Origin of the sequence: Chloroflexus sp. (genome assembly GCF_034435895.1) — a bacterium.
Classification (GTDB): domain Bacteria; phylum Chloroflexota; class Chloroflexia; order Chloroflexales; family Chloroflexaceae; genus Chloroflexus.
This window is the reverse complement of sequence record NZ_DAOTWH010000043.1, coordinates 20,135-43,537: the sequence shown is the minus strand read 5'-3', so window position 1 is coordinate 43,537 and position 23,403 is coordinate 20,135. Positions and strand designations below refer to the sequence as shown.

The window sequence follows — 23,403 nt, the reverse complement described above, 5'->3', positions numbered from 1 at the left end:
AACGGCGGCGCCGCAGCCGACGGCTGAGCCGGCCCCAACCACGCCGCCGGCAGCGCAAAAGGGCGGGAAGCTGACGATCCTGTACTGGCAAGCGGTGACGACGCTCAACCCGCACTTAGCGACTGGCACCAAGGACTTCGACGGCGCAACCGTCATTCTGGAGCCGCTGGCTCGCTACAACGAGAAGGACGAGCTAGTGCCCTTCCTCGCCGCCGAAATTCCGACCATTGCGAATGGCGGCGTTGCGGCTGATGGCACGAGCGTGACGTGGAAGCTCAAGCCGGGAGTGAAGTGGTCGGATGGCACTGACTTCACGGCTGAGGACGTGATCTTCACGTGGCAGTATTGCGCCGATCCGGCGACAGCCTGCACGACGAAGGCAGTATTCGATCCAATCGACCGGATCGAGAAGATTGACGATACCACGATCAAGATCATCTGGAAGCAGCCGACGGCCTACCCCTATCTGCCATTCGTTGGCCCGAATGGCATGATCTTGCAGCAGAAGCAGTTTGGTAACTGCATTGGCGCGGCGGCTAGCACCAGCGCCGAATGTCAAGCGGCTAATCTGGCTCCGATCGGCACCAATGCATGGAAGCTGCGCGAGTTCCGGCCCGGCGATACGGTGATCTACGAGCGCAATCCGTTCTATCGCGATGCCGACAAAGTCTTCTTTGACGAGGTCGAGATCAAGGGCGGCGGTGATGCGACTTCGGCGGCGCGCGCCGTCTGCGAGACGGGTGAAGTTGACTTCGCGTGGAACTTGCAGATTCCGAAGGCCGTGCTCGAACCGATTTTGGCGAACGGCAAGTGCGACCCGATTGCCGGCGGTTCGTTCGGTGTCGAGCGGATTGTGGTCAACTTCGCCAACCCCGATCCGGCGTTGGGTGACAAGCGCAGCGAGCCGGATCAGCCGCATCCGTTCTTGACCGATCCGGCAGTGCGGCGCGCGATCTCGCTGGCAATCGATCGCAAGGCGATTGACGATCAGCTCTATGGTCCGACCGGTGAGCCGACATGCAACGTGCTGGTGGTGCCGTCAACAGTCAATTCACCCAATACCAAGTGTGATCGCGATGTGGCTGAAGCCAACCGCATTCTCGACGAGGCCGGCTGGGTGCGCAAAGGGCAGGTGCGCGAGAAGGATGGCGTCAAGCTGATTGTCAGCTTCCAAACCAGCATTAACACCCTGCGCCAGAGCGCGCAGGCGATTATTAAGTCGAACCTCGCCGAAATCGGGGTGCAGGTTAACCTGAAAGCGATTGATGCGTCGGTGTTCTTTGGCGGCGATCCGGGCAACCCAGATACGCTGAACAAGTTCTACGCCGACTTGCAGATGTACACTAACGGACCGAATTCAGCCGATCCGCAGCAATATTTGCAGGGTTGGATTTGCTCAGAGGTGAAATCGTCGGCGAATCAGTGGCGTGGCGGTAATGATGCTCGCTACTGTAATCCTGAGTATGATGCGCTCTTCGAGCAGCTTAAGGTCGAGCTGAATCCGGAGCGCCGCGCTGAGCTGGCGATTAAGATGAATGATCTACTAGTGAACGATGTGGTCGTGATTCCGCTCATCAATCGCCAGACGCCGAATGCCAAACTGAAGAACCTTGAAGGCCCGACCTTCAATACGTTCGACAGCAACCTCTGGAATATCGCAAGCTGGCGGCGCGCGCCCTAATACCTGACAGGGTATTGGCTGCCGGTTGATGGCAGGGACGCACGTCTGTGCGTCTCTGCCATGTGCGATCTAGGCCGGGTATTTGTTATTCGTCATCTGGGACAACACACCATGTTGCAATATATTATTCGGCGAATTCTGATCGCTATTCCTACGCTGTTGGTTATCAGTATTGTGATTTTTGCTATTCTAGCTTTGGCCCCCGGTGACCCTTTGGCCCAGCTCGCGCTCAACCCGGCCATTCCTGAGTCAACCCGTGAATTGATCCGGATCCAGTTTGGACTTGATCAGCCATGGCCGGTGCGTTATGTGCGCTGGCTTACGTCGCTGATGCGTGGCGATTGGGGATTTTCATTCAGTACGCGCGGGCCGGTGCTTGATCTGATTTGGCAGCGGTTGCCGCAAACGTTGACTGTCGTCGGTACCGCCTATCTGATCGCAGTGTTGCTGGCAATCCCGATTGGGATTATCTCTGCCGTCAAGCAGTATTCAATCTTTGATAACGTAGCGACCTTTTTTGCGTTTGTCGGTTTTTCGGTGCCCTCGTTTTTCACCGGTCTCGTCTTGATGCTGGTGTTTGCGATTAATCTGAAGTGGTTTCCGATCGTTTACAATACCACGTTGCAGATCGTAGACTGGGATACCTTTACCCAGCAAGTCCGGCAGATGACGCTGCCGGTTATGGTGCTGGTCGTGCAACAGACAGCGGCGCTGACCCGGTTTATGCGCTCGTCGGTGCTCGATAACCTGAACCTTGATTATGTGCGCACGGCGCGGGCCAAGGGTCTGAACGAACGGATGGTGGTGTTGCGCCATGTGCTGGTCAATAGTCTGATTCCGGTGGTGACGCTGATTGCGCTCGGTATTCCGACCATCTTCGCTGGCGCAATTATTACCGAGAACCTGTTTCGGGTGAATGGGTTGGGGGCGCTGTTGATTACCTCGATCAATAATTCTGATACGCCGGTAGTGATGGCTTTGACGTTCATCTTTGCGATTCTGACGGTGGTGTTTAATCTGATTGCCGATATTCTGTACGGCGTGCTCGATCCGCGGGTGCGCTATTCGTAACGCGCAACACTGCTATCGTCTAGGATCATCATCGGAAAGGGTGAGCGTTCGATGTCTGAAATAGAACTCAATGGCGCTGTCGGTCTCTCTGCTAGTGCTCGCGCCCAGCAGATGACCAGCCGGATGCCGGCCAAGCCGCGCACATTGCTTAGCGATGCGTGGCGGCGCTTCCGCAAGCACCGGCTGGCGATGATAGGGGTGGTCGTGTTGCTGACACTGGCGTTGATGTCGTTTATCGGCCCGTATTTCTATATTCCGCGCTTGGCCGCTGAACTGGCAGCAGTCGGGTCGCCGTTTTTGCAAGAGCAGGTTGATCTGCAAACCGCGATTGACCATCTCGACTTTATGAATATTCTGTCTGGCCCAACTCCTATTCATCCGTTTGGCACTGATGACCTTGGCCGTGATCTGTTGGCGCGTGCGCTCTATGGCGGTAGAGTGTCGTTGTTGGTTGGACTGACCGCAATGGCGATTGCGATTTCGTTGGGCACGATTATCGGCGCGACAGCAGGGTTTTTTGGCGGGGTTGTTGATCAGATTTTGATGCGGATTACCGATCTTTTCCTCTCGCTGCCGGTGGTTCCGCTCACCTTGCTGGTGGTCTATCTGTTCCGTGATCCGGTCATTCGGGCAATGGGGTCGCCTGAAGCCGGCATCTTTACGATTGTGGTGACGGTGATCGGCTGTCTGGCATGGATGAGCACGGCTCGGATTGTGCGCGCGTCGTTCCTCTCGCTGAAAGAGAAGGAATTTGTCGAGGCGGCGACGGCGCTGGGGGTGAGCCGTCCAGCCATTATGTTTCGCCATATTCTGCCGAATGCGATTGGCCCGATCATCGTCGCCGCTACGCTCGAAGTCGGCAGCGCGATTATTACTGAGTCGACCCTCTCCTTCCTCGGTGTTGGCTTTCCCCCTGACACACCAACGTGGGGCCGGCTGGTGACCGATGGCAGCCAGTATCTGCAAGCGGCGCCGTGGTTGGCGTTGTTCCCCGGCGGGTTGATCTTTTTGACGGTGCTGAGCATCAATTTTGTCGGTGACGGGTTGCGCGATGCCCTCGATCCGCGGTCGCGGTTGTGAGGTATAATGATGCCGGTACACAGGCGTTTTTGTCATCGGAACTTGAATATGACTCATCACCTGACGCCATGGCAACAGTTGGCGGTTGAGGCGATCCAAGAGGACGAACGGCTGACCGCTGGGTTAGATGATGCACAGGCCGGGGAATTGTTGCGCTGGGCCACGGCGCAGGCCGCTGAGCTTACCCGTGATGCGGCTGATGAAGCGGCTGCCGAAGCGGTGGCGCAGGCGATTCGCAGCGCCGTGCGAGCGGCAGCGCGGGCCGATGGCGCGGTGGCAACGGCTGAGCAGGCGTTGGCGAAGGAGTTGCCCACAGCGGCTCCCCCCTCGTTGACCGCTTCACTCACGCTTGGCGTTACTGAACCACCGGCGGCCTCACTCATCACCGGCGTGGAAAGCGCACCTGATACCTCATCAGATCTCTCTTACGATGCGTCAGAGGCTTCGCCATCCCCCTTCCGTCCACCTCGGTTGCCGCGCCGGTGGCCGGAATCGTTGCCGCTCAGCCTGTTGGCGCACCTTGGCCGGCGGTAGGATGGCGCAGCGCGTTCCTCCTGTCATTGCGAGCCGCGCTCTGCGCGGCGAAGCAATCCCCCGCGAGGAGGGGAGGGATGCGCTCAGGGGATGGCTTCCGCTGAAGGGGGAGATTGCTTCGGGGGCTGCACCCCCTCGCCATGACATAATGATGCAACATTATTGCTCACCTTCTTTGAGCCTTTGCCCGATCGTGAGGATCCTATGGCGCGAAAACCAGCTTCATCGCGCTCGCCGCAGCGCCTCAATCGCACTCAAATTATCTTACTCTTTCTAACCCTTGCGCTTGGCTTCCTAATTACTGCTGGGATTATCGATCTACGCCGGTTTGAGCTTGATCCATCGCTCCTTGGCATCGAAACGCCGCCGACTCCCACCGTCAGCGGGCAAATGGGGGGCATGACGGTCTACTTCACCACTCCCTCCTTGGTGTACCCCGATGTTCCGCGCAACCGGGTGACGCCGCCGCACCTGCGCGATATACTCAACGATATTGCCCAAGCCCGCCAAAGTATCGATATGGCGACCTTTGAGTACACCTTGCAGCCATTGGCGGAAGCATTGGTGGCAGCGCATCAGCGTGGCGTTAAGGTGCGGTTGGCGCTTGATCGCGAGAGTTTGGAAGACCCGGTTGACGCCAAATTTGCTGGAATTGTGGAAGACGCAGGTATTCCGGTGAGTTGGGAAGACTCACCGGCCTTTCTGCACAGCAAATTTATCATCATCGATAACAAGATTGTGTGGACTGGCTCGTGGAATGCGACCATCAACGATACCTATCGCAATAACAACAACCTGCTGCGCATCACTATACCCGAAATTGTCGAGAATTATCGGGTGGAGTTTGCAGAGATGGCTGCGGGCCGGTTTGGCAACAGCAAGCAGGCCAAAACGCCATTTTCCCGCATTGCCACTGCGCAAGCGACAATCGAGAACTACTTTACCCCGCGTGAACGGCCAGCCGCGCGGATAGTCGAGTTGATCAGCGGCGCGCGCCAGTCGGTGCTATTTATGGCCTTCGCCTTCACCAGCGACGAGATTGCCGGTGCGATGATTGCCCGTCAACAGGCGGGGGTGCCGGTGCGCGGCGTGTTTGAGCGGCGCAATGTTGGCGGTACGGGTTCAGACTTCGGGAGGTTGCGTGATGGCGGGGTCGAGGTGCTTGAAGACGGCAATTGCTACACGATGCACCACAAGGTGATCATTATTGATGGGCGGATTGTGATTACTGGCTCGTATAACTTCACGGCCCGCGCTGAACGCACCAACGATGAGAATCTGCTGATCATCGATGATCCGAAGCTAGCGGCTGAATATTTGGCCGAGTTTGAGCGGGTATTTGAACAGGCGCGCAACCCGCCCCGGTGCCAGTCGTAGTCTTGCGATCGAAGTGAAGTGGAAATCTTAGCAAAGAAGCTTGGCTAGTGATTGCAGACTGGCCTTTGTTGGATTATAATTAGAACAAATTATCTAATCAGGGTCTAGCTATGCTTTTGCGGCAAAGAGTGATTCTTACGCTCCTCCGGGAAGCGGGAGGAAAAGCCTCGCGCCTGCGTCTGATGAAGTTGGCATTCCTGCTTGCTCAGGAATCCGTGTTGCATGGCAACCAGACATACTATCGTTTTGTGCCTTATCTTTATGGCCCGTTTTCGGTTGCGCTTCAGCAAGAACTCAGCAAATTACAGCAAGCTCACGTGATAGCTGGCTCGCCAGACAACAAATCATGGCTACTACAACATTTTCCTGAGAATGATTGCTGCCTACCGGCTGCCATTGAAAAAGATATAGCTCGAATAGTAGCGAAGTACCGAACATTTTCTTCACAACAATTGCTTGAAAACGTTTACCAAAAGTATCCTTGGTTTACTTTGAATAGCAAAGACAAAAAAACAACGTAGACTTCGGCGACCAGAAGCAGTGATTGCTATTTATACAATTGGTTATGAGCAATTGTCTATTGGCGATTTTCTTAATCGTGTTTTAAAGAATGGGATTCGTCAGATTATCGATGTTCGTTATAATCCGGTTGCACGCAGATACGGATTTCATAAAAGCACGCTTGCTCGTTTGTGTAAGTCGTTAGACATTGAATATATCCATTTGCCAGAACTCGGCATTCCCGGTGAACAGCGTGAACATGTAGTTACGATGGCTGATTATCAGACGCTGTTCCAGCGTTATCGCGTATCGATATTACCGTGCCAAGCAACGGCGATGGCGACGGCAGCCCGTGCCCTTGCGACGCTACCCAGCGCATTCATGTGTATGGAAGCCGATCCGGCGCGATGTCATCGTAGTCAGTTAGCTGCGGTGCTAGCACAACAAACCGGTTTACCGGTGGTTTGAACATCGTTAGGCATTGTACGACCAACTAGAGTGCTCGATCTTATTATTGAACCAGATGAACCTGAGTGGAAGCCAAAATGGCAGGCGCATTTGAGCCAGTTTCGTTTATTTGGGCCACAACCAAAACCTTTACGAAAAACTCCTTATAAATTTAGTTATGTCTTTGAATGTGAAGATAGTACTAAGCCGCATCAGGCTAGTATTACCGATTGGGAACTAGGAGTATTGTGGTTGAAAGACGTCGATAGATTGGGTGATGAGTGGAAAGCCGCTGAAAGTGTCAAACAGAAATTTTTTTGATGAAATATGTAATCCTGAAAAAGACACTCGATTCTTTATGGGTACGGTTTTTCCATACAACACGTGGATTGTGCTTGGTGTGTTTTGGTCGCCGCGCACTCAGCAGCTCCCATTGTTTGAATTACTTTAAGCTTAGCGTGTTGCTCTAGATGTAAGATGGATATAACCAGAGTTCGTCCTTACGGCTGCAACGCGACGATAAAACTCGCTTCGCCAAACGGCTGTTCGAGCAAGGTAATGCGCAGAGTGCTGGCGTTGGCGGCGAGTTGGCGACGCACGACGGCTACGCCGCGCTGCCGACTGCCGGGCGGGGCGGTGATAGTCCCCGGACGTGAGTCGTCATTAGCGATGGGATAGTCATTGCCGAGCCCGTCGCTGATCTTGATGTTATCGTGGCGCAACGGCAAACTGACCGGGCGGGCCGTGTTGTTCTGCACGCTCCACGTCAGCTCGATCCGGTCGCCGCAGGCATCGATCTGTTCGAGCGCCACGATGATGTCGGGCGAAGCGCCGGTGGTGGCCTCGCCGGCGGCTACGTTCTGCCACGTTTGGTTGCGTGCATCCCACCGTTTGCCGACGAGTTGATAGCCATTCCACCGGCATTGGCTGATGATCGCATTGAAGCCGATGATCGAACCGTCGGCGGGAGTGCTGGCAGAGAGAACGGCGAGCGGTGCATCGGCGCGGGGAATGGGCGCTGGCGGGCGGAAAACGAGGAAGAGCAGCAAGACCAACGCGATCGCCGCGAAAGCCGCTGCCAGCCGGCCCGTGGTGGTCTGCAACGCGCGCCAGATCCGTTCGCGCCACGGCAGTGCCGGCGGCGGTGGTGGGGGAGCTTTGGCAGTCTTCTCCTCCTGCACCACTTCGTTCAACTCTGTCCACGGCGTGCAGTGGAGCAGCTTGGGGATGGCGAGCATCTCTTCTTCGGTCAGCTCGATCTCTGACGAGCGTTCGGTGATCATATACGCCGGCAACTCGTCAAGCCCGCGCACCTCCACCTTCCAATCCAAATCGAGCTGCGATCCTTCTTCGATGCGCGGCGCGATCACGATCAGCCGCTTGCAGGTGCGAAAGTCGATCGTGTTCGCCTTCTGCTCAGAGAGGAATTCGCGCCGGTGTTCGTTGAGGAAGTTGGTTAGAGCGTGAAAATAGGAAATAACCTGATTGTAGGGATTTTTGCGACCGGGGTTGAGCCGTTTCTGTTCGCCGTTACGGCCTTCCACAATCCACGGCCCGTTGACGCTGCCGATGACGCGGCCATCGCAGTGTTTCAGCTCGATGATGACAATGGCGTCGTGTTTGATGATGACCAGATCGATGCTGCGCCCGCCGACGCTGAAATTGGAGAGAATCAGGAACAAGCCCTCAAGTTTTTCGAGGGTTTGGGCCAGTGCCAGAATGGCGCGGCGCTCTTGGGGATGTTCCGGCTTCTCACCAATCCAGACTTGAACGGCCATGGGTTACTCGCTCGTTGCGTGGCGATCATCGCTCTAACCGCGTGAGAGCGGTCGAGCGCGTGTTATGCTTGCTTCGCCAACAACCCTCGCCTTAGCTCGTGTGCTCTACCTCGCTTAACGCCAACGTCTGGCGCAGTTCGATAATCTGGTCGCGCAGCGCCGCCGCTTTCTCAAAGGCCAGATCTTTGGCGGCCTGCTTCATCTGCTTCTCAAGGTCTTTGATCAGTTTCAGCACCTCATCACGCGGCAGGCTGATCGGCACCGCCGTGGTAGGAGTGGTCACGTACTCGCCGCGCTCTTCGGCCATCTTGCGGATGCGATCGGTGAGGTCGCGCACGCCTTTGGCGATGCCCTGCGGCGTGATGCCGTGGCGCAGGTTGTAGGCCATCTGAATGTCGCGGCGGCGCTGCGTCTCGCGGATGGCGGCTTCCATCGAGCGGGTGATGGTGTCGGCGTACATGATCACCTTGCCTTCGATATGGCGCGCCGCCCGCCCAATGATCTGGATGAGCGACGTTTCCGAGCGCAGATAGCCCTCTTTGTCAGCATCGAGGATCGCGACCAGACTGACTTCGGGCAAGTCAAGCCCTTCGCGCAGCAAATTGATTCCCACTACCACATCGTACACGCCGAGGCGCAGATCGCGCAGAATCTCTACCCGCTCGATCGTGTCGATGTCAGCGTGGAGGTACATCGTGCGCACCCCCATCTCTTTCAGATAGTCAGCCAAGTCTTCAGCCATACGCTTGGTCAAGGTCGTGACCAGCACGCGCTGCTTGCGTTCGACCCGGCGCCGGATCTTGCCGAGCAGGTCGTCGATTTGGCCTTTGGTCGGGCGCACCTCGATTTCGGGATCGAGCAGGCCGGTGGGACGGATGATCTGCTCGACGATCTGCTCGCTCTTTTCTCGCTCGTAAGGGCCGGGGGTGGCCGAGACGTAAATCACCTGATAGACATGTTGCTCAAACTCTTCAAACTTGAGCGGGCGGTTATCGAGAGCCGACGGCAGACGAAAGCCGTAATCCACCAGCGTCTGCTTGCGCTGGCGGTCGCCGTTGTACATGCCGCGCAACTGCGGAATGGTAATGTGGCTCTCGTCAATAAAGATCAGCAAATCGTCGGGAAAATAGTCAAGTAGCGTCCACGGCGTCTGGCCGGCAGCGCGCCCGTCAAGATGGCGCGAATAGTTCTCGATCCCGCTGCAATAGCCAACCTCGCTCAGCATTTCGAGGTCGTAAAGCGTGCGTTGCTTCAGCCGTTGCGCTTCAAGCAGCTTACCGGCGGCTTCGAGTTCGCGCACTCGTTCGTTCAGCTCGTCTTGGATTGCAATAATCGCCTGCTGCAACTTCTCTTTAGTGGTGACGAAGTGCTTGGCGGGATAGATCTCGACCGCAGTATGCTTGAGCAACACCTCGCCGGTGAGCGGGTCGATCTCAACAATCCGCTCAATCTCATCGCCCCAAAACTCAACCCGGATGGCGATTTCGGCGTTGGCAGGAATAATATCGAGCGTATCGCCACGAACGCGGAACGTGCCGCGTTGGAAATCCATATCCTTGCGCTCGAACTGGAGGTCGATCAACTGGCGCAACAGTTTATCGCGATTGCGCACCTCGCCGACGCGGAGCAAAATCTTCTCTTGACCGTAATCGTGCGGCGAACCAAGGCCATAGATCGCCGAGACCGACGCCACAATCAGCACATCGCGGCGGGTGAAGAGGGCCTGCGTCGCGGCGTGGCGCAGCCGGTCGATCTCCTCGTTGATGCTGGCCTCTTTCTCGATATAGAGGTCTTTCGAGGGCACGTAAGCTTCCGGCGTATACTCATCGTAATACGAGATAAACATCTCGACCGCTGCGTCAGGCAAAAACTCGCGGAACTCGGCCCACAACTGCGAGACGAGGGTTTTGTTGTGAGCGAGGACGAGGGTGGGGCGTTGGGTCTGGGCAAAGATATGGGCCATCACGAAGGTCTTGCCAGTGCCGGTGGCGCCAAGCAAGGTCTGATGGCGGTAGCCGGCGCGCAAACCGGCCACCAACTTCTCGATGGCTTGTGGTTGATCGCCGGTTGGCTGATACGGCGCTTCGATCCGGAACGGCATACGGTGCTCGCGAGTTCTGGCACTGAAGAGATAGCAACAGCGCGGGTTGCGCCGTCCGCGTCGAGGCGGGAGGGGCAACAACGCCGCGCTGCTGGTTGGGCTAGGGGTATTATACCAGAATGGCGACGGGAGAGGGGCGCAGCGCGCTGTGCCCTGCCGGGTGGTTCATAGGGCGGACAGATACAGATGATCATAGATGGGGTTGATAGCGTTGCGATGCGTTAGTTCGCCCTCACCCCCAGCCCTCTCCCACTGGCGCGGGAGAGGGAAGTGAAGTACCCAACGTTGAGGCATCGCAAAGCGATCAACGGTTGTGCTTGTTCAGATGTTCTGTCCGCCCCATACAAGTACTGTCCTTCCCTCAATGCCGAGCGTGGGGGCACAGCGCGCCGTGCCCCCACGTGAGACCGTTTACCGCAACTCGAAGGTGATTTGGACGGTGGCGCTGTAGGTTTGCTGGCCGGGTTGCACTGGCGGCGCCGAACGGGCGGCAGGTGCGCCGTAAGCGTCGGCCATCATCGGTACCGGGATGGGGCTAGCGCCAAAGTTCTCGGTGATGAACAGCACCCGGCCCAGCGACGTGCCGCTCGCGCGCGCCATCTGCTCAGCCCGCGCCCGCGCATTGGCGACCGCCGCCTCGCGCGCCTGCGCCATCACCGCTTCCGTGTCGCTCACGCCGAAGCTCACGCCGTACAGCCGGTTCGCGCCCACCTGCACCACTCGGTCGATCAGATCGCCAGCTTGCGCAATATTGCGGATGGTCACGTTGACCATATTGCTGACGGTGTAGCCGATAATGTTCTGGCCTTGCTCATCGTAGAACGGATAGATGTTAATGCCGGTGGTCTGAATGTCTTTCGCCTCGACTCCCATCTGGCGGATGCGCTCGATGATTGCCTGCGCCTGCGCGCTATTTTGGGCCAACGCCTCTTGGGTAGTCGGCGCTTTGGTCTCGACGCCGATCGTGACAATGGCGATGTCCGGTTCCACCTTCACTTCGCCGGTGCCGATGACCACAATCTGCGGCATATTGCTCACGCCGGGTTGGGCTGTAGCGGTTTGGGTTGGGCGGAGCAGACCGACGGCGGCCAAGGCCAATACGGCGATCAAGGCAGTAAAGGCGAGAATGGTAGTGAGAAGACGGTTTTCCATAGTGGTATCTCCTTAGGCAGTTGTTTTACGTCTCAGTAGAGAGACGGCCATGGCGGGATAATGGTTCCACGAAATGTAGCGCCGCACGCTGTGCGGCTGGACAGTTCAAGGGCGGACAGAACACTGAGCGTAGACGCGATTGATGGGGGTGAGATGCGCCATTTCGCCCTCACCCCCAGCTCCTCGCCCACTGGCGCGGGAGAGGGGCGCAGAGCTACGCTTTGCGGTATTGCCCGGCGATCAACGGTTGGATGCGACCACATGCTCTGTCCGCCCCGCAAGGCTGGACAGAGCACGTGGTGCGTTCAGCGGGTGAGAATTGTGATCTTCCGGCGCCACACCCGCCAGAACATGGCCGCCTCAAACGGGCCAACGATGAGGAAGGCGAGCCACACGCCCCACAACGCCGGCGCCCACCACGTCACAATCACTAGCGCTAGCGCGACACAGACCCAGATCGCAGTGCCGCTAATGGCGAGCGGCGAGAGGGTATCGCCCAACCCGCGCAGCGCGCCACCGATGGCAAAAGTTAAGGCCCATGCCGGTTGGGTAAGCGCGACCACGCGCACCGCCGCCGCGCCATCGGTGACCAACTGCGGATCGCGGTTGAAGATGCTGACCAGCCCTTCGGCAAAGATAAGGAACAACACACCGAGGCCGCCCATCCAGAGGATTGTCCAGCGCAATGCGATCATCGCCACCGCATTGGCTTCTGTGGGGCGCTGCGCGCCGATGGCTTGGCCGACTAGCGCCGTCGCCGCTAGCCCGAAGCCGATACCGGGCAAAAACGAGAGCGAGAGGATATTGATCGCGACCCGGTGAGCGGCCAACGGCACCGTGCCCAGCATCGCCACCACCGGCGTCAGCGAAGCGATCGCGCCGATCACCAACACCTCTTCGATCGCCGCCGGCATCCCGATGCGCAGCACATCGCGCAAGACGCCGATGCGAGGCCACCATCTACCGCCGCCGCCAGCGCGCACGCCGTTGCGCCCATACCAAAGCACCCCTACCAGCAGCGCCGCACCGATCAAGCGGGCAATGACCGATCCCCACGCACTACCCACTGCGCCGAGCGCCGGCAGGCCGAGCCAGCCGAAGATCAGCGCCGCGCTGGCAATCACATTGACCACATTAGTGAAGGCAGTGACCAGCATCGGCGTGCGTGAATCACCCACCCCGCGCAAGGCGCCGCTGATCAGATACATCATGGTCAGGGTGGTGATGGTGCTCATCGTCACCGCTAGATAATCGATCCCGACTTGGCTCACATCGGGCGCAAGTCCGAACAAGCTGATCAGGGCAGGGGTGAGCGGCAAGCCGATGGCGGTGAGTGGCAGGCCGATCAAGATGCTCCAGAGCAACCCTTGGCGGGCTACCGCGCTAGCATCGGCGAGCTTCCCGCCGCCGTAGGCTTGGGCAACCAGCACAGCTACCCCGACCGACAAGGCGCTGAGGGCGGCGGTGGTGACGAAGATGACCTGCAAAGCGGCGCCGACGCCGGCCAGCGCCACTGCGCCAAGCGACGCGACGAGGATGGTGTCAACTACACCGAGCATGGTTTGCAGCAAGTTTTCGCCGATCACCGGCCATGCCAGTCGCAACACCCGCTTTTTAAGCTGAGCGCGGGAAGGCGGCGGGGTGATTGTTTCAGCAGTGAGGGTGTCTGAGTGCATAAGGTATAAAGCGACGTATGGGTCGCGCTGATGGGTGTTGGTAGGGTGTATTCTAACCGAAGTTGGGGGAGGTGTGGGGGGAAACAGTAGTCAATCGTCTTGAGCGAGACTGCAACATGCTCAATAGGAGTACTTGCAAGAAAAACATGTTGCCACGAGCCAGTATGCTCAACTCGACGCGGTAATACTAATGCCACATTCTCCCCTGCCAGTATGTGCCGCATCACTTCAGCGCGAGGGCGTTCAATCATTGCTTCGTGGTAAAAGATAGAGCGCACATCAAATGGACGGTAGAGGTATCGAGGGTATGCGTTTCTAACCATTCGTATCTCTGTTCACGCAGGCTGTAGATGTCGGCGTGGTAGACCCCACCCCCTTGCCCCCTCCCCGTCAACGGGGAGGGTGCGTGCCCCTCCCCCGTTAACGGGGGAGGGGTTAGGGGTGGGGGTCCCCCGCAATCGCCTCACTAATCACTTGAATGACACCCTCGGCGTTTTCCAGCACATCATCATTGGTAAAGCGCAGCACGCGATAACCCAGATGTTCAAGCACAGACTGCCGCCACGCATCGTATTCCTGCTGCGTTTCGTGAATTGGGCCATCTACTTCAATAATGAGACGCGGCTCACGGGCGTAGAAATCGACGATGAAACGGTCAATGCAGTGCTGGCGACGAAATTTGACGCCCAATTGCCCATGGCGCAGACGCTGCCAGAGCGTATCTTCAGCAAGAGTGGGATTCTTGCGCAACTCGCGTGCGTTGGGGCCAGTGTGTCGCCATACCTCAGCCGGAGTTTGCCACTGATATTGTTGCTGGTTGGAAGGAGTACGGCGGTCGTATTTCACGAAGATACCGATAGCCACTCATTGCCGGATGTCGAAGACATTTTCATCGGGGCCGCCATCAGGTGCGGTTTCACGCTTCAGACTGTTGCTTTGTGGTTGCTTGCTACGGTCTGCGCGCGTTGATCGCGCCAAAAGAGTAGGTCTATACCATTCTGCAAGTGGAAACTTTTTCCGATGAAGACCAGATTCTTGTAGTGTTTTCTTGGATGTATCGCTAGTCGAGTAGCCGAAGATGCGTCACAAGCGTAGCACGAAGACCTCAACCTGTCAATGAGGAATGGTAAGTTCCATTCCACTACCAGCCTCTACTCACCCCGTCTCCCTACCGCTCAATTCAGCATTCCGGCGGATCGCATGTTTGGCCGCTTTCCCGTACAATACCCAGAAGACAGCGAATGGGTTGAGGAGGTTTGCATGGAGCATGTTGACACCCTGCTCACCGGTGGCACCGTCGTCACGATGGATGAGGAGTGGCGGATCTTTGCCGACGGGGCGGTCGCAATTCGCGATGGGGTAATTGTGGCGGTGGGGCCGAGCGCAGAGCTGGCTGCCCAGTATACCGCCACAGAGACGATCGATTGCCGTGATTGTGCGATTATTCCCGGCCTGATCAACGGTCACTCCCACGTGCCGATGAGTCTTTTGCGCGGGTTGGTGGCTGACCAGCAGCTTGATGTCTGGCTGTTTGGCTATATGTTTCCGGTGGAAAGCCAGTTCGTCGATCCCGAATTCAGCTATACCGGCACGCTGCTCAGTTGCGCCGAGATGATCCGTGGCGGCACGACGACCTTCGTCGATATGTACTATTTTGAGGAGGAAGTTGCGCGCGCGGCGGATGAGGCCGGGATGCGGGCGATTTGTGGGCAGACGGTGATGCGGTTGCCGACGCCCGATGCCGATTCGTTCGATGCCGGGATCGAGCGGGCGCGCCGGTTTATGGCCGAGTGGCGCGGCCACCCGCGGATTATTGCCACGGTGGCGCCCCACGCGCCGTACACCTGCACTGACGACATCTATCGCCAAGCCTCGGCGCTCTGCGCTGAGTTTGGCGCGCCGCTGATCACCCACTTGTCCGAGACGGCGCGGGAAGTGGAGGAGAGCATTCGCGACCGCGAAGTGACGCCGATCCGCTACGCCAAGCGGGTCGGCGCGTTCGATGTGCCCTGCATCGCTGCCCACTGCGTCCATGCCACCGAAGACGACATGCGGCTCTTGCGCGAAGCTCGCGCCGGCGCAGTGCCCTGCCCGACCAGCAACCTCAAACTGGCCAGCGGCGTCGCGCCTTTCCGCCGCATGATCGAGTCCGGGGTGCGGGTAGGGTTGGGCACTGATGGCCCGGCTAGCAACGACGATCAAGATATGTTTACCGAGATCCAGTTGGCGGCACTGCTGCCAAAAGGCTTGAGCGGCGACCCGACGGCGGTGCCGGCCCGCGAAGCCTTTGCGCTGGCGACTTGCTGGGGCGCACGCGCCATCCATCTCGATCATCTGATCGGTTCGCTGGCAGTGGGTAAACGGGCCGATATTGCCGTGGTCGAACTACATCGGCTGCACAGTGCACCGCGTTACACTTACGCTGCCGACGCAATCTATTCGCACCTTGTCTATAGCAGCCGGGCCGCTGATGTGCGCGATGTGCTGGTTGACGGTAAGCTGCTGCTGCGCAATCGTCACTTGCAGACGCTGGATGAAGCGGCGATCATTGCTCGCGCGCAAGCGATTGCCTCCCACATCAACGAGTTTCTCGCCACTCGCGAGCGCAACCTGCTGGCCAAGATTCTGGCGCTGGGAGGCGTGCAACAGGCCGAAATCTTCGAGATTCAGGTCAAAGCCCGCCTGCAACCGGCTGATGTCGAGCGGATTCTGGCCCTCTTGCGCAACCCGGCGATCACGATCACCAAGACCAGCGAACGCACCCAGTACGATACCTACTTTGTCTTCGCCAACGGCGAACGGATCCGTATTCGCGAAGATCACCGCACCGATCCGGGGGCGCGCCCGCAACCCAAGTATACGCTCACGCTGATGGCCGAAGCGCGGCGGGTCGATCATCCCAAGGCGATGATGCTCTCACGGGCGCGCTACACGGCTCCCGCCGACCACACCGTGCGCTTCTACCGTGAATACTTTCAGCCTGACCGGATTGAAGAGATCGAGAAGCGGCGGCGGCGCTGGCGCATTCTCTACAAAGACCACGACTTCGCGATCAACCTCGATACACTGGCTGGCCAGCCCAATCCCGGCCCCTTCCTCGAAATCAAGAGCCGGACGTGGAGCCGGCGCGATGCTGAGCGGCGCGCCGAGTTGATCAGCGAATTGCTCGAATTGGCCGGCATTTCCGATGAGGCGCTAGTGTTGCAAGAGTATGTGGAGCTGGCGGCATGAAACATCCCGGCATCTACTTGATCGGGCTGACCGGCGGCATTGCCTGTGGCAAGAGTACGGTGCTGGCGATGCTAGCGGCGCTGGGTGCGCGCACGATTGACGCCGACCGCGTGACTCACCGGTTGCAACAACCGGGCACGCCAGTCTATCAGGCGATTGTGAACACCTTCGGCTCGCAGATCGTGTCCACCCCCGGCGGCCCAATCGACCGGCGCAAACTCGGTGCGATTGTCTTCAACGATCCAGCGGCGCTCAAGCGGCTGGAAGCGATTGTCCATCCGGCAGTGCGGGCCGAAATCCGCCGGTTTCTCGACGAAGTGGCCGGGGCAGGCAAGTATGCCACGCGCCTGCGCCCGGTTGAACGCCCGATTGTGGTGATCGACGCGATTAAGCTGATCGAGTCGGGTTGGGCCGACCAGTGTGATCAGGTGTGGGTGGTGACGTGCTCGCCTGAACAACAGATTGAGCGGCTGATGACGACCCGGGGCATGTTGCTGGCCGAAGCCCAAGCCCGCGTGGCGGCCCAGCCGCCGCAAGAGAGCCGGTTTAGCCGGGCGCATGTGATCATCGACAACAGCGGTTCACAAGCGCAGACACGGGCGCAGGTCGAAGCGGCGTGGCAACAGGCGCTGATCGCTAGTCACGGCTCATAACGAATCCGGCGCCGCTCTTCGATCACGCCGCCGTCGGCCATGGTCACACGCAGGCGAATGGTGTAATCGCCTGCCGGCCAGCCGCCGGCATTCCACATCCCCAATAAGCCATCCTCGACCGGCTGGCTGCTCTGGCCGAGCACCTGCCAGCCGGTCGGGTCAGTTCCTTGGCCGATGTCGAGAATGAACGGGCCGCGCGCGGTGCCCTTGACGAAGAGCAACGTGTTCGTTACAACACTGCTCTCAGCGAGATCGAGCAGGGCGATCGCGCGATCCGGCTCGCGCGGCGGCGGGCAGTACTCGGTAGGCGCGGTTCGACCATTGCGTTTCGCCCATTCAGCTACCTCGGTCGGGTAAACCGGGAAGCTTACCGTCCGTACCTCTTCCGGCGGCGTATAGGGCGCGGCTAGACACGAACCATCACCGCCAACGCGATACGTTTCGTATGTCATCGCGCTCACCGGCCCAGTACCGGCCATAAATCGTTCGCTGATGACCTGCGGGCATTCCGGAGCCGGCGGCCCGCCCGTCTCAGCGCAAACCGGCAGCTCAACGATGCCTTGCGGCGGGGTAAAGGGTTGGGCCGGGCGGTTGGCGTGGTAGCGCAGCATCAACTCGCGCCAGATCAAGCCGGCCCCATTCGCGCCGGCGACCTCGGCCATTGGGCGGTTATCGTTATTGCCGACCCAGACGCCGATGACGACCGCATCGGTATAGCCAACCGCCCACGAATCGCGGTAATCGTTGCTGGTACCAGTCTTGACCGCTGCCGGAATATTGGGCAACTCCATCACATTATTGCGTCCGAACACCAGCCGGCGAGCGGCATTGTCGCTGAGGATGTCGGTAACGAGAAAGGCAACCTGCTCGCTCTGCGGGCCGAGCAACGGTTTGCCGGGTTGGGGCTGCCACGATTCAATCATCTCGCCACGACTATTAGTGACGCGCAAGATGGCCACCGGACGCACCTGCCTGCCGCCGGCACGCAAGCCGGCATACGCGCCGGTCAATTCGAGCAGGCGCACCTCGTTGCTGCCCAATGCCATCGCCAAACCATAGCGGTTGGGGTCGGTAAACGTCGTAATGCCAAACTCGCTCATCAGATTGACAAAGTTCTCAACCCCAACAAACTCCAGCGCTCTCACCGCTGGAATATTAAGTGAATTGGCCAGCGCCAAGCGCAACCGAACCGGCCCGCGAAAGCGGCCATCGTAATTGCGCGGCTGGTAGGTCGTGCCATTCACCTGCCAGCTTGATGGCACATCCCACAACATAGTCGCCGGCGTCCATCCGCGCTGCAAGGCCGCAACATAGACAAACGGCTTCAGCGCCGAACCGGGTTGGCGGGGAGCTACTGTCACGTTGACCTGACCATCGGGGGCGTTGTAATCAACACTGCCTACCATCGCCAAAATCCTGCCATCGGGCGACAACATCACCACGCCGGCGTTGCTCGCATCGCGCGCGCGCAGCTCGGCGATCTTGGCCTGCGCCACCTCCTCGGCTTGGGTCTGCCAGTACGGATCGAGGGTGGTAATCACCCGCAACCCGCCCCGGTTGACCATCTCCTCGCCGAACCGCTGCACCAACAAGTCATAGACATAAAAGGTAAAATGCGGCGCTCGAATGGTCGTCGCCGGCGGCACCAACCGGATCGGCTCGGCGAAGATCGAATCGGCTTCAGCGGCGCTGATAAAACCGGCGGCCACCATCTGATTGAGCACAATGCGTTGGCGGGCGCGAGCCAGCGGCAAATTCTCGAACGGATTGTAGTTAGAGGGCGATTGGGGCAAACCGGCCAATAACGTTGCCTCGCCGCGGGTCAGTTGCCAGACATGCTTGCCGAAATACCGCTGCGCCGCCGCTTCCACCCCATACGCCTGCGCGCCGTAGTAGACCTCGTTGAGGTAGAGAGACAAAATCTGATCTTTGCTATACTCCTGCCCAACCCGAATCGCCAAAATCGCCTCGCGAATCTTACGCTCGATCGACTGCTGCTGCGCTTCTGCGGGAGTGAGCAAAATGGCCCGCACCAACTGCATCGTGATCGTACTCGCGCCAGAAACAGTCTGACCAGCGGTGACATTCTGCCAAAACGCACGGGCAATACTCGGCAAATCAACGCCGGGGTTGGTATAGAAATTCGCATCTTCCACCGCCACCGTCGCATCGCGTAAGATTTGGGGAATGCGGTTAAGCGCCACCGGCACGCGCACACCGGGGCCAATCACCTCGTAGAGCAGGGTGCTGCCGTCGCGGGCATAGATGCGCGTATTCTCGAAGCTGCGGTGCTGGTCGATCAACTCAGGCGGCGGCAGATCGCGGCCATAGTAGAGGTAGAGCGCGATCACACCGGCAACTCCTAACACGATCAGCACGAGTAGACTGAATACCAGCCGGTTCAGCCAGCGCCACAGCGCCGATAGGCGACGGCGCGGCGGCGGTGGCGGCGGTGCGGGGCGGCGAAAACGAGGCAATGGCGGGCGTGGACGGCGGGACATAGGCGATGGATGATGTAAGCGCCAAAAGAGTAACGTGTTCGTTGCTATACATACTATAGCGCGTTTTAGGGCGGGATGGATATCACAAAATTGTTGTAAAACGGTTGATATTGCGTCCGTGCGCGGCAAAACCGGTCACGTGCCCAGCGGGCGGGATTATTGCGAATATACGCCATAATCCGTTGATAGGCCACATCATGGCGAATAATGTGGTCGTGAAATCGGGGTTGCCAAACGGGAACGCCGGGGGTCTGTCGGTAGGCGTTAATGCGGGTGGTGGTGGCCGATTTGAAACCGGCCACGAACGATGAAACGGATTTGGGCGGGCGGGTTCCGGTGGAATTACCATTCGGCGGCGATACACGGCCGTGCGTCTCTACGGGTTCGATAATGCGTACGATGGCGTGGATGTGGTTCGGCATAATGATGTACACGTCACACGCCAATTCGGCGCGGATGGCAAACGATCGTTCCCATTCTGCGCGGGCAATTTCGCCTAGCGGCGACAAGCGCATCTGGCCGTGCTGCACACACCCGAACAGATGCTGGCGTTGTGCCGTGCAGACGGTGATGAAATAGCTCCCCGGCGCGGCGTAATCCCACCACTCGGCGCGGGCTGATGGGATGCGGTAACGGTTTTGGTAAAGAGAGGTGGCTTGCGCTGGCATGTTTTGTGGTTTGATCGAAAACGAGTCCTCTATTGATCAAACCGGTTGACCAGCGCAAAAGATGCACATCTTTTCAATTTCTAAATCGATATTGTAATCTCTCGTAAGCTGTTCTCCTGTTCCTCACCCCATCTCCCTGATCGCCGCCATCACCGCCGGCCATGCCGCGCTATGCGGCGTGGTCAGCTCAAAGTGGCCGCATTGCGGCAGGATGGTCAGATGGGCAGGGTCGCCAGCTTGCCGGGCCGCGGCCACGAAGGAGGCGACGTAGGTCGTCGGTACGATCAGATCGTCACTCCCCACGAGATGATAGTGGGGAACGCCGAGCGGCAAGCGCATGTGCGGCGAAGCTTCGGCGTAGCGGCGTGGATCGTGATCGACCAGTTCGGCGCAGGCCGTGCCGCAGGCGGTGGCGGTTACGCCTTGGGCGAGATCGGCGACGGCGGCGAGCGCAACCACGCTGTGGATTGGGAGCGGATTGGCAGTGGCGAGGGGACTGGTAGTCGGTAACGTGGGTCGCGCTGCAAGCCAGAGCGCGAGATGGCCGCCAGCGGAATGGCCAACTGCGATCACCCGCGCGAGGTTCAGGGGGTATGTGTTGGCCAACACTCGCAGATGATTGACCCCGGCGGCGACATCGTGAAACGTCTGCGGCCAGCCGCCGCCATTGCCCAACCGGCGATACTCAAGGCTCCACACGGCATAGCCGGCGGCGCGTAAGGCGGCGCAGCACTCGCCGAGCGGTGCAAGGTCGTAGGCAGCTTGCCAGCAGCCGCCGTGGATCAGCACAATCACCGGCGCCGGGTGCGGTGCGTAAGGCAGATAGAGATCGCCAAATTGGTCGGGGTGGCTGCCATAAGCGAGGCGCGCGTCGGGCGGTACGGCAGGTTGTTCAAGATAGTCGGTAACGGTGAGCATAGGGTCGTCTCTCATGATGATAATGATACGAGTAAATCTCGGTCAGGCGTCGCTCGCCGGTTGTCATCGCGAACCGCCGCTTTCCCCATGTCATTGCGAGCCGAGCGGAGCGAGGCGAAGCAATCCCCCGCGAGCGTGGAAGATGGCCGCTCAGCCTTTGACCTCGCGAAAGGGGGAGATTGCTTCGGGGGCTGCGCCCCTCGCAATGACAGGTAGAGTACGCCCCGCGCAGTGACCGGATCATCCAACCGCGTTTAGAGAAACTGCCCTAGAAACCCTTCCAGCGAGCCGTTGTAGTAGACATGCACCACCTGATTGAAGGTGATCCGGCTTACCGCATCCCACACCTCGTCGGGATCGCTGCTGTAGGCGACGAGCATAGCCTGTTCGGGCCGCTCTTCGTCTTCGCCGGGAGGGATGACGAGCGCGAGCCATTGGTTGGGGTAGCGCTGTTCGATCAGCGCTACCGGTTCCACCTTGCCGCGCTCGACCATGCCGGTGTAGGGGCAACCGCAGCCGCAATCTGGCCCGCAACTGCTGTGGTCGCCGGCGCCGCAACTGGGGCTAGTTCCGCCGTGAAGCGCGCTGGTGAGGTTAATAACGACTGGCATAGCGTCTTGCGCTTATCCTTACGGCCCGATCCGTTCCATGCCTCCCATGTACGGGCGCAGCACTTCGGGAATCACAATACTGCCGTCTTCCTGCTGGTAGTTTTCCATAATCGCGATGATGGTGCGCGGCAAGCCGAGGCCCGATCCGTTCAGGGTATGGAGGAACTCTGGCTTGGCTCCCGGTTCGGGCCGGTAGCGCAGGTTGGCGCGACGGGCCTGAAACGCCTCGACGTTCGAGCACGAGCTGACTTCGAGCCATTCACCCACTCCCGGCGCCCACACCTCGATGTCGTAGGTTTTGGTCGAACCGAAGCCGAGATCGGCGGTGCAGAGCAGTTTGGTGCGGAACGGCAAGCCCAACAGGCGCGCGCACTCTTCGGCGTCGCGGCGCAGCTTTTCGAGCGCCTGATAGCTCTCTTCGGGCTTGACGAACATATACATCTCGACCTTATCGAACTGGTGGCCGCGCTTGATCCCGCGCACATCACGCCCGGCGCTGAGCTGTTCCTTGCGGAAACAGGGGGTGTAGGCGGCGTGATAGATTGGTAACTGGCTCGCTTCGAGAATCTCGTCGACGTAGAGGCTGGTAATTGGTACTTCTGCCGTCGGCACCAGCCACAAGCCCGACTCTTCATCGCGGTAGAGGTTGTCGCGGAATTTGGGCAATTGGCCGGAGGCCCACAACACCGATTCTTTGACCACAAATGGCGTGTAGACCTCTTGGTAGCCTTGTTGCAGATGGAGATCGAGCAACCACTGGATGACGGCCCGTTGCAGGCGCGCGCCGGCGCCGCGCATGACATAAAAGCGCGAACCGGCCAGCTTGACGCCGCGCTCGAAGTCGAGAATGCCCAGCGCCTCACCCAGTTCCCAGTGCGGGCGGGCGGGGAAGGGCAATTGCCGCGCTTCACCCTCTTGGTAGATGACCACGTTATCGTTTTCATCAACCCCATCGGGCACATCAGGGTGCGGCAGATTGCGAATCTCGAGCATCGCGGCCCGCTGTTGCTCTTCGACCTCGGCCAGTTGGCGATCAAGCGCCGCGATTTCATCGCCTAGCTGGCGCATCGCCTCGATCTTAGCCTGCCGCTCGGCAGCATCTTTCATAGCGCCGATCTGCTTCGAGACTGCGTTGCGTTCGGCTTTGCGCGTCTCAACCTCGTAGATCAAACGGCGGCGCTGCTCGTCGAAGGCCAGCACCTGATCGATGATTGCGCCATCAACGCCGCAGCGGGCCAGTTGGCGCTTCACTTCGTCGGGCTGCTCGCGGATGAGTTTAATGTCAAGCATAGTTTTCTGCCGGTATGCAATGCGCCAGTGCGCGGCGGTTCGTGCTGTAGTGGCAATTATACCACGGTGTGAGCGGCTGTATCCCCTTGAAGCGGGGTGTTTACGGCAGACTGAGGGGACGCGGAAGTAACCG

Annotated in this window: 21 protein-coding genes; 10 read left to right on the top strand and 11 right to left on the bottom strand. The window is 59.0% G+C overall.

The genetic code is table 11. The features are described from left to right. From U9R81_RS02650 to U9R81_RS02615, 8 genes are all read left to right on the top strand, one after another. The coding region (locus U9R81_RS02650) for a peptide ABC transporter substrate-binding protein (RefSeq protein ID WP_322493984.1) at positions 1 to 1,681 on the top strand (1,681 nt) is incomplete at its 5' end. Between the two features lie 111 nt (positions 1,682 to 1,792). Continuing rightward, positions 1,793 to 2,752 (top strand): ABC transporter permease, encoded by a 960-nt coding sequence (locus U9R81_RS02645; RefSeq protein WP_322493983.1) that lies wholly within the window; start codon positions 1,793 to 1,795, stop codon positions 2,750 to 2,752. Between the two features lie 51 nt (positions 2,753 to 2,803). After that, entirely contained in the window at positions 2,804 to 3,832 is a 1,029-nt protein-coding gene (locus tag U9R81_RS02640) for an ABC transporter permease (RefSeq protein WP_322493982.1), read from the top strand. Between the two features lie 48 nt (positions 3,833 to 3,880). Continuing rightward, entirely contained in the window at positions 3,881 to 4,366 is a 486-nt protein-coding gene (locus tag U9R81_RS02635) for a hypothetical protein (RefSeq protein WP_322493981.1), read from the top strand. A 204-nt stretch (positions 4,367 to 4,570) separates the two neighbouring features. Beyond that, entirely contained in the window at positions 4,571 to 5,743 is a 1,173-nt protein-coding gene (locus tag U9R81_RS02630) for a phospholipase D-like domain-containing protein (RefSeq protein ID WP_322493980.1), read from the top strand. Positions 5,744 to 5,853: 110 nt separating this feature from the next. Beyond that, positions 5,854 to 6,264, top strand: coding sequence for a hypothetical protein (locus tag U9R81_RS02625; RefSeq protein ID WP_322493979.1), 411 nt, complete (start codon positions 5,854 to 5,856; stop codon positions 6,262 to 6,264). Positions 6,265 to 6,283: 19 nt separating this feature from the next. Next, on the top strand, positions 6,284 to 6,712 hold the full coding sequence (locus U9R81_RS02620; protein ID WP_322493978.1) for a DUF488 domain-containing protein: 429 nt from the start codon (positions 6,284 to 6,286) through the stop codon (positions 6,710 to 6,712). Between the two features lie 30 nt (positions 6,713 to 6,742). Beyond that, positions 6,743 to 7,012 carry a hypothetical protein gene (locus tag U9R81_RS02615; RefSeq protein ID WP_322493977.1) on the top strand — a complete coding sequence of 90 codons (270 nt, stop codon included), beginning with the start codon at positions 6,743 to 6,745 and terminating at the stop codon, positions 7,010 to 7,012. A gap of 179 nt (positions 7,013 to 7,191) precedes the next feature. Here the strand turns inward: U9R81_RS02615 and U9R81_RS02610 are convergent, their stop codons facing one another. The 6 genes from U9R81_RS02610 to U9R81_RS02590 all read right to left on the bottom strand — a co-directional run bounded on the left by U9R81_RS02610 (position 7,192) and on the right by U9R81_RS02590 (position 14,262). Then, complete coding sequence (locus U9R81_RS02610) at positions 7,192 to 8,469, bottom strand: nuclease-related domain-containing protein (RefSeq protein ID WP_322493976.1); 1,278 nt, start codon at positions 8,467 to 8,469, stop codon at positions 7,192 to 7,194. Positions 8,470 to 8,560: 91 nt separating this feature from the next. Then, positions 8,561 to 10,570 (bottom strand): excinuclease ABC subunit UvrB, encoded by a 2,010-nt coding sequence (uvrB, locus tag U9R81_RS02605; protein WP_322493975.1) that lies wholly within the window; start codon positions 10,568 to 10,570, stop codon positions 8,561 to 8,563. Positions 10,571 to 10,981: 411 nt separating this feature from the next. Beyond that, complete coding sequence (locus U9R81_RS02600; protein WP_322493974.1) at positions 10,982 to 11,722, bottom strand: SIMPL domain-containing protein; 741 nt, start codon at positions 11,720 to 11,722, stop codon at positions 10,982 to 10,984. A gap of 305 nt (positions 11,723 to 12,027) precedes the next feature. Continuing rightward, a complete protein-coding gene (locus tag U9R81_RS02595) occupies positions 12,028 to 13,398 on the bottom strand; it encodes an MATE family efflux transporter (RefSeq protein ID WP_322493973.1) in 1,371 nt (456 codons plus the stop codon). After that, the gene (locus U9R81_RS19995; RefSeq protein WP_416180929.1) at positions 13,305 to 13,721 is read right to left on the bottom strand and encodes a type ISP restriction/modification enzyme; all 417 of its coding nucleotides are present in this window, start codon (positions 13,719 to 13,721) and stop codon (positions 13,305 to 13,307) included. The genes U9R81_RS02595 and U9R81_RS19995 overlap by 94 nt, the downstream gene beginning before the upstream one ends. A 112-nt stretch (positions 13,722 to 13,833) precedes the next feature. Continuing rightward, entirely contained in the window at positions 13,834 to 14,262 is a 429-nt protein-coding gene (locus U9R81_RS02590) for an endonuclease domain-containing protein (protein WP_322493972.1), read from the bottom strand. A 396-nt stretch (positions 14,263 to 14,658) separates the two neighbouring features. Here U9R81_RS02590 and U9R81_RS02585 point away from each other — a divergent pair, with 396 nt between their 5' ends. Together U9R81_RS02585 and coaE are read left to right on the top strand one after the other, a co-directional pair. Beyond that, a complete protein-coding gene (locus U9R81_RS02585; RefSeq protein WP_322493971.1) occupies positions 14,659 to 16,629 on the top strand; it encodes an amidohydrolase family protein in 1,971 nt (656 codons plus the stop codon). Next, the gene (gene coaE, locus U9R81_RS02580; RefSeq protein WP_322493970.1) at positions 16,626 to 17,282 is read left to right on the top strand and encodes a dephospho-CoA kinase; all 657 of its coding nucleotides are present in this window, start codon (positions 16,626 to 16,628) and stop codon (positions 17,280 to 17,282) included. Before U9R81_RS02585 ends, coaE begins: the two co-directional genes overlap by 4 nt. Here the strand turns inward: coaE and U9R81_RS02575 are convergent. From U9R81_RS02575 to serS, 5 genes are all read right to left on the bottom strand, one after another. Next, positions 17,270 to 19,783, bottom strand: coding sequence for a PBP1A family penicillin-binding protein (locus tag U9R81_RS02575; protein WP_322493969.1), 2,514 nt, complete (start codon positions 19,781 to 19,783; stop codon positions 17,270 to 17,272). The genes coaE and U9R81_RS02575 overlap by 13 nt on opposite strands. Before the next feature lie 65 nt (positions 19,784 to 19,848). Further along, positions 19,849 to 20,451 carry a transposase gene (locus U9R81_RS02570; protein ID WP_322493968.1) on the bottom strand — a complete coding sequence of 201 codons (603 nt, stop codon included), beginning with the start codon at positions 20,449 to 20,451 and terminating at the stop codon, positions 19,849 to 19,851. Between the two features lie 123 nt (positions 20,452 to 20,574). Beyond that, positions 20,575 to 21,369: an alpha/beta hydrolase gene (locus U9R81_RS02565; RefSeq protein WP_322493967.1), complete on the bottom strand. Its 795-nt coding sequence runs from the start codon at positions 21,367 to 21,369 to the stop codon at positions 20,575 to 20,577. 254 nt (positions 21,370 to 21,623) lie between these two features. After that, positions 21,624 to 21,980 (bottom strand): hypothetical protein, encoded by a 357-nt coding sequence (locus U9R81_RS02560; RefSeq protein WP_322493966.1) that lies wholly within the window; start codon positions 21,978 to 21,980, stop codon positions 21,624 to 21,626. An 18-nt stretch (positions 21,981 to 21,998) separates the two neighbouring features. Continuing rightward, on the bottom strand, positions 21,999 to 23,270 hold the full coding sequence (gene serS, locus U9R81_RS02555) for a serine--tRNA ligase (RefSeq protein ID WP_322493965.1): 1,272 nt from the start codon (positions 23,268 to 23,270) through the stop codon (positions 21,999 to 22,001). Positions 23,271 to 23,403: the final 133 nt, after the last annotated feature.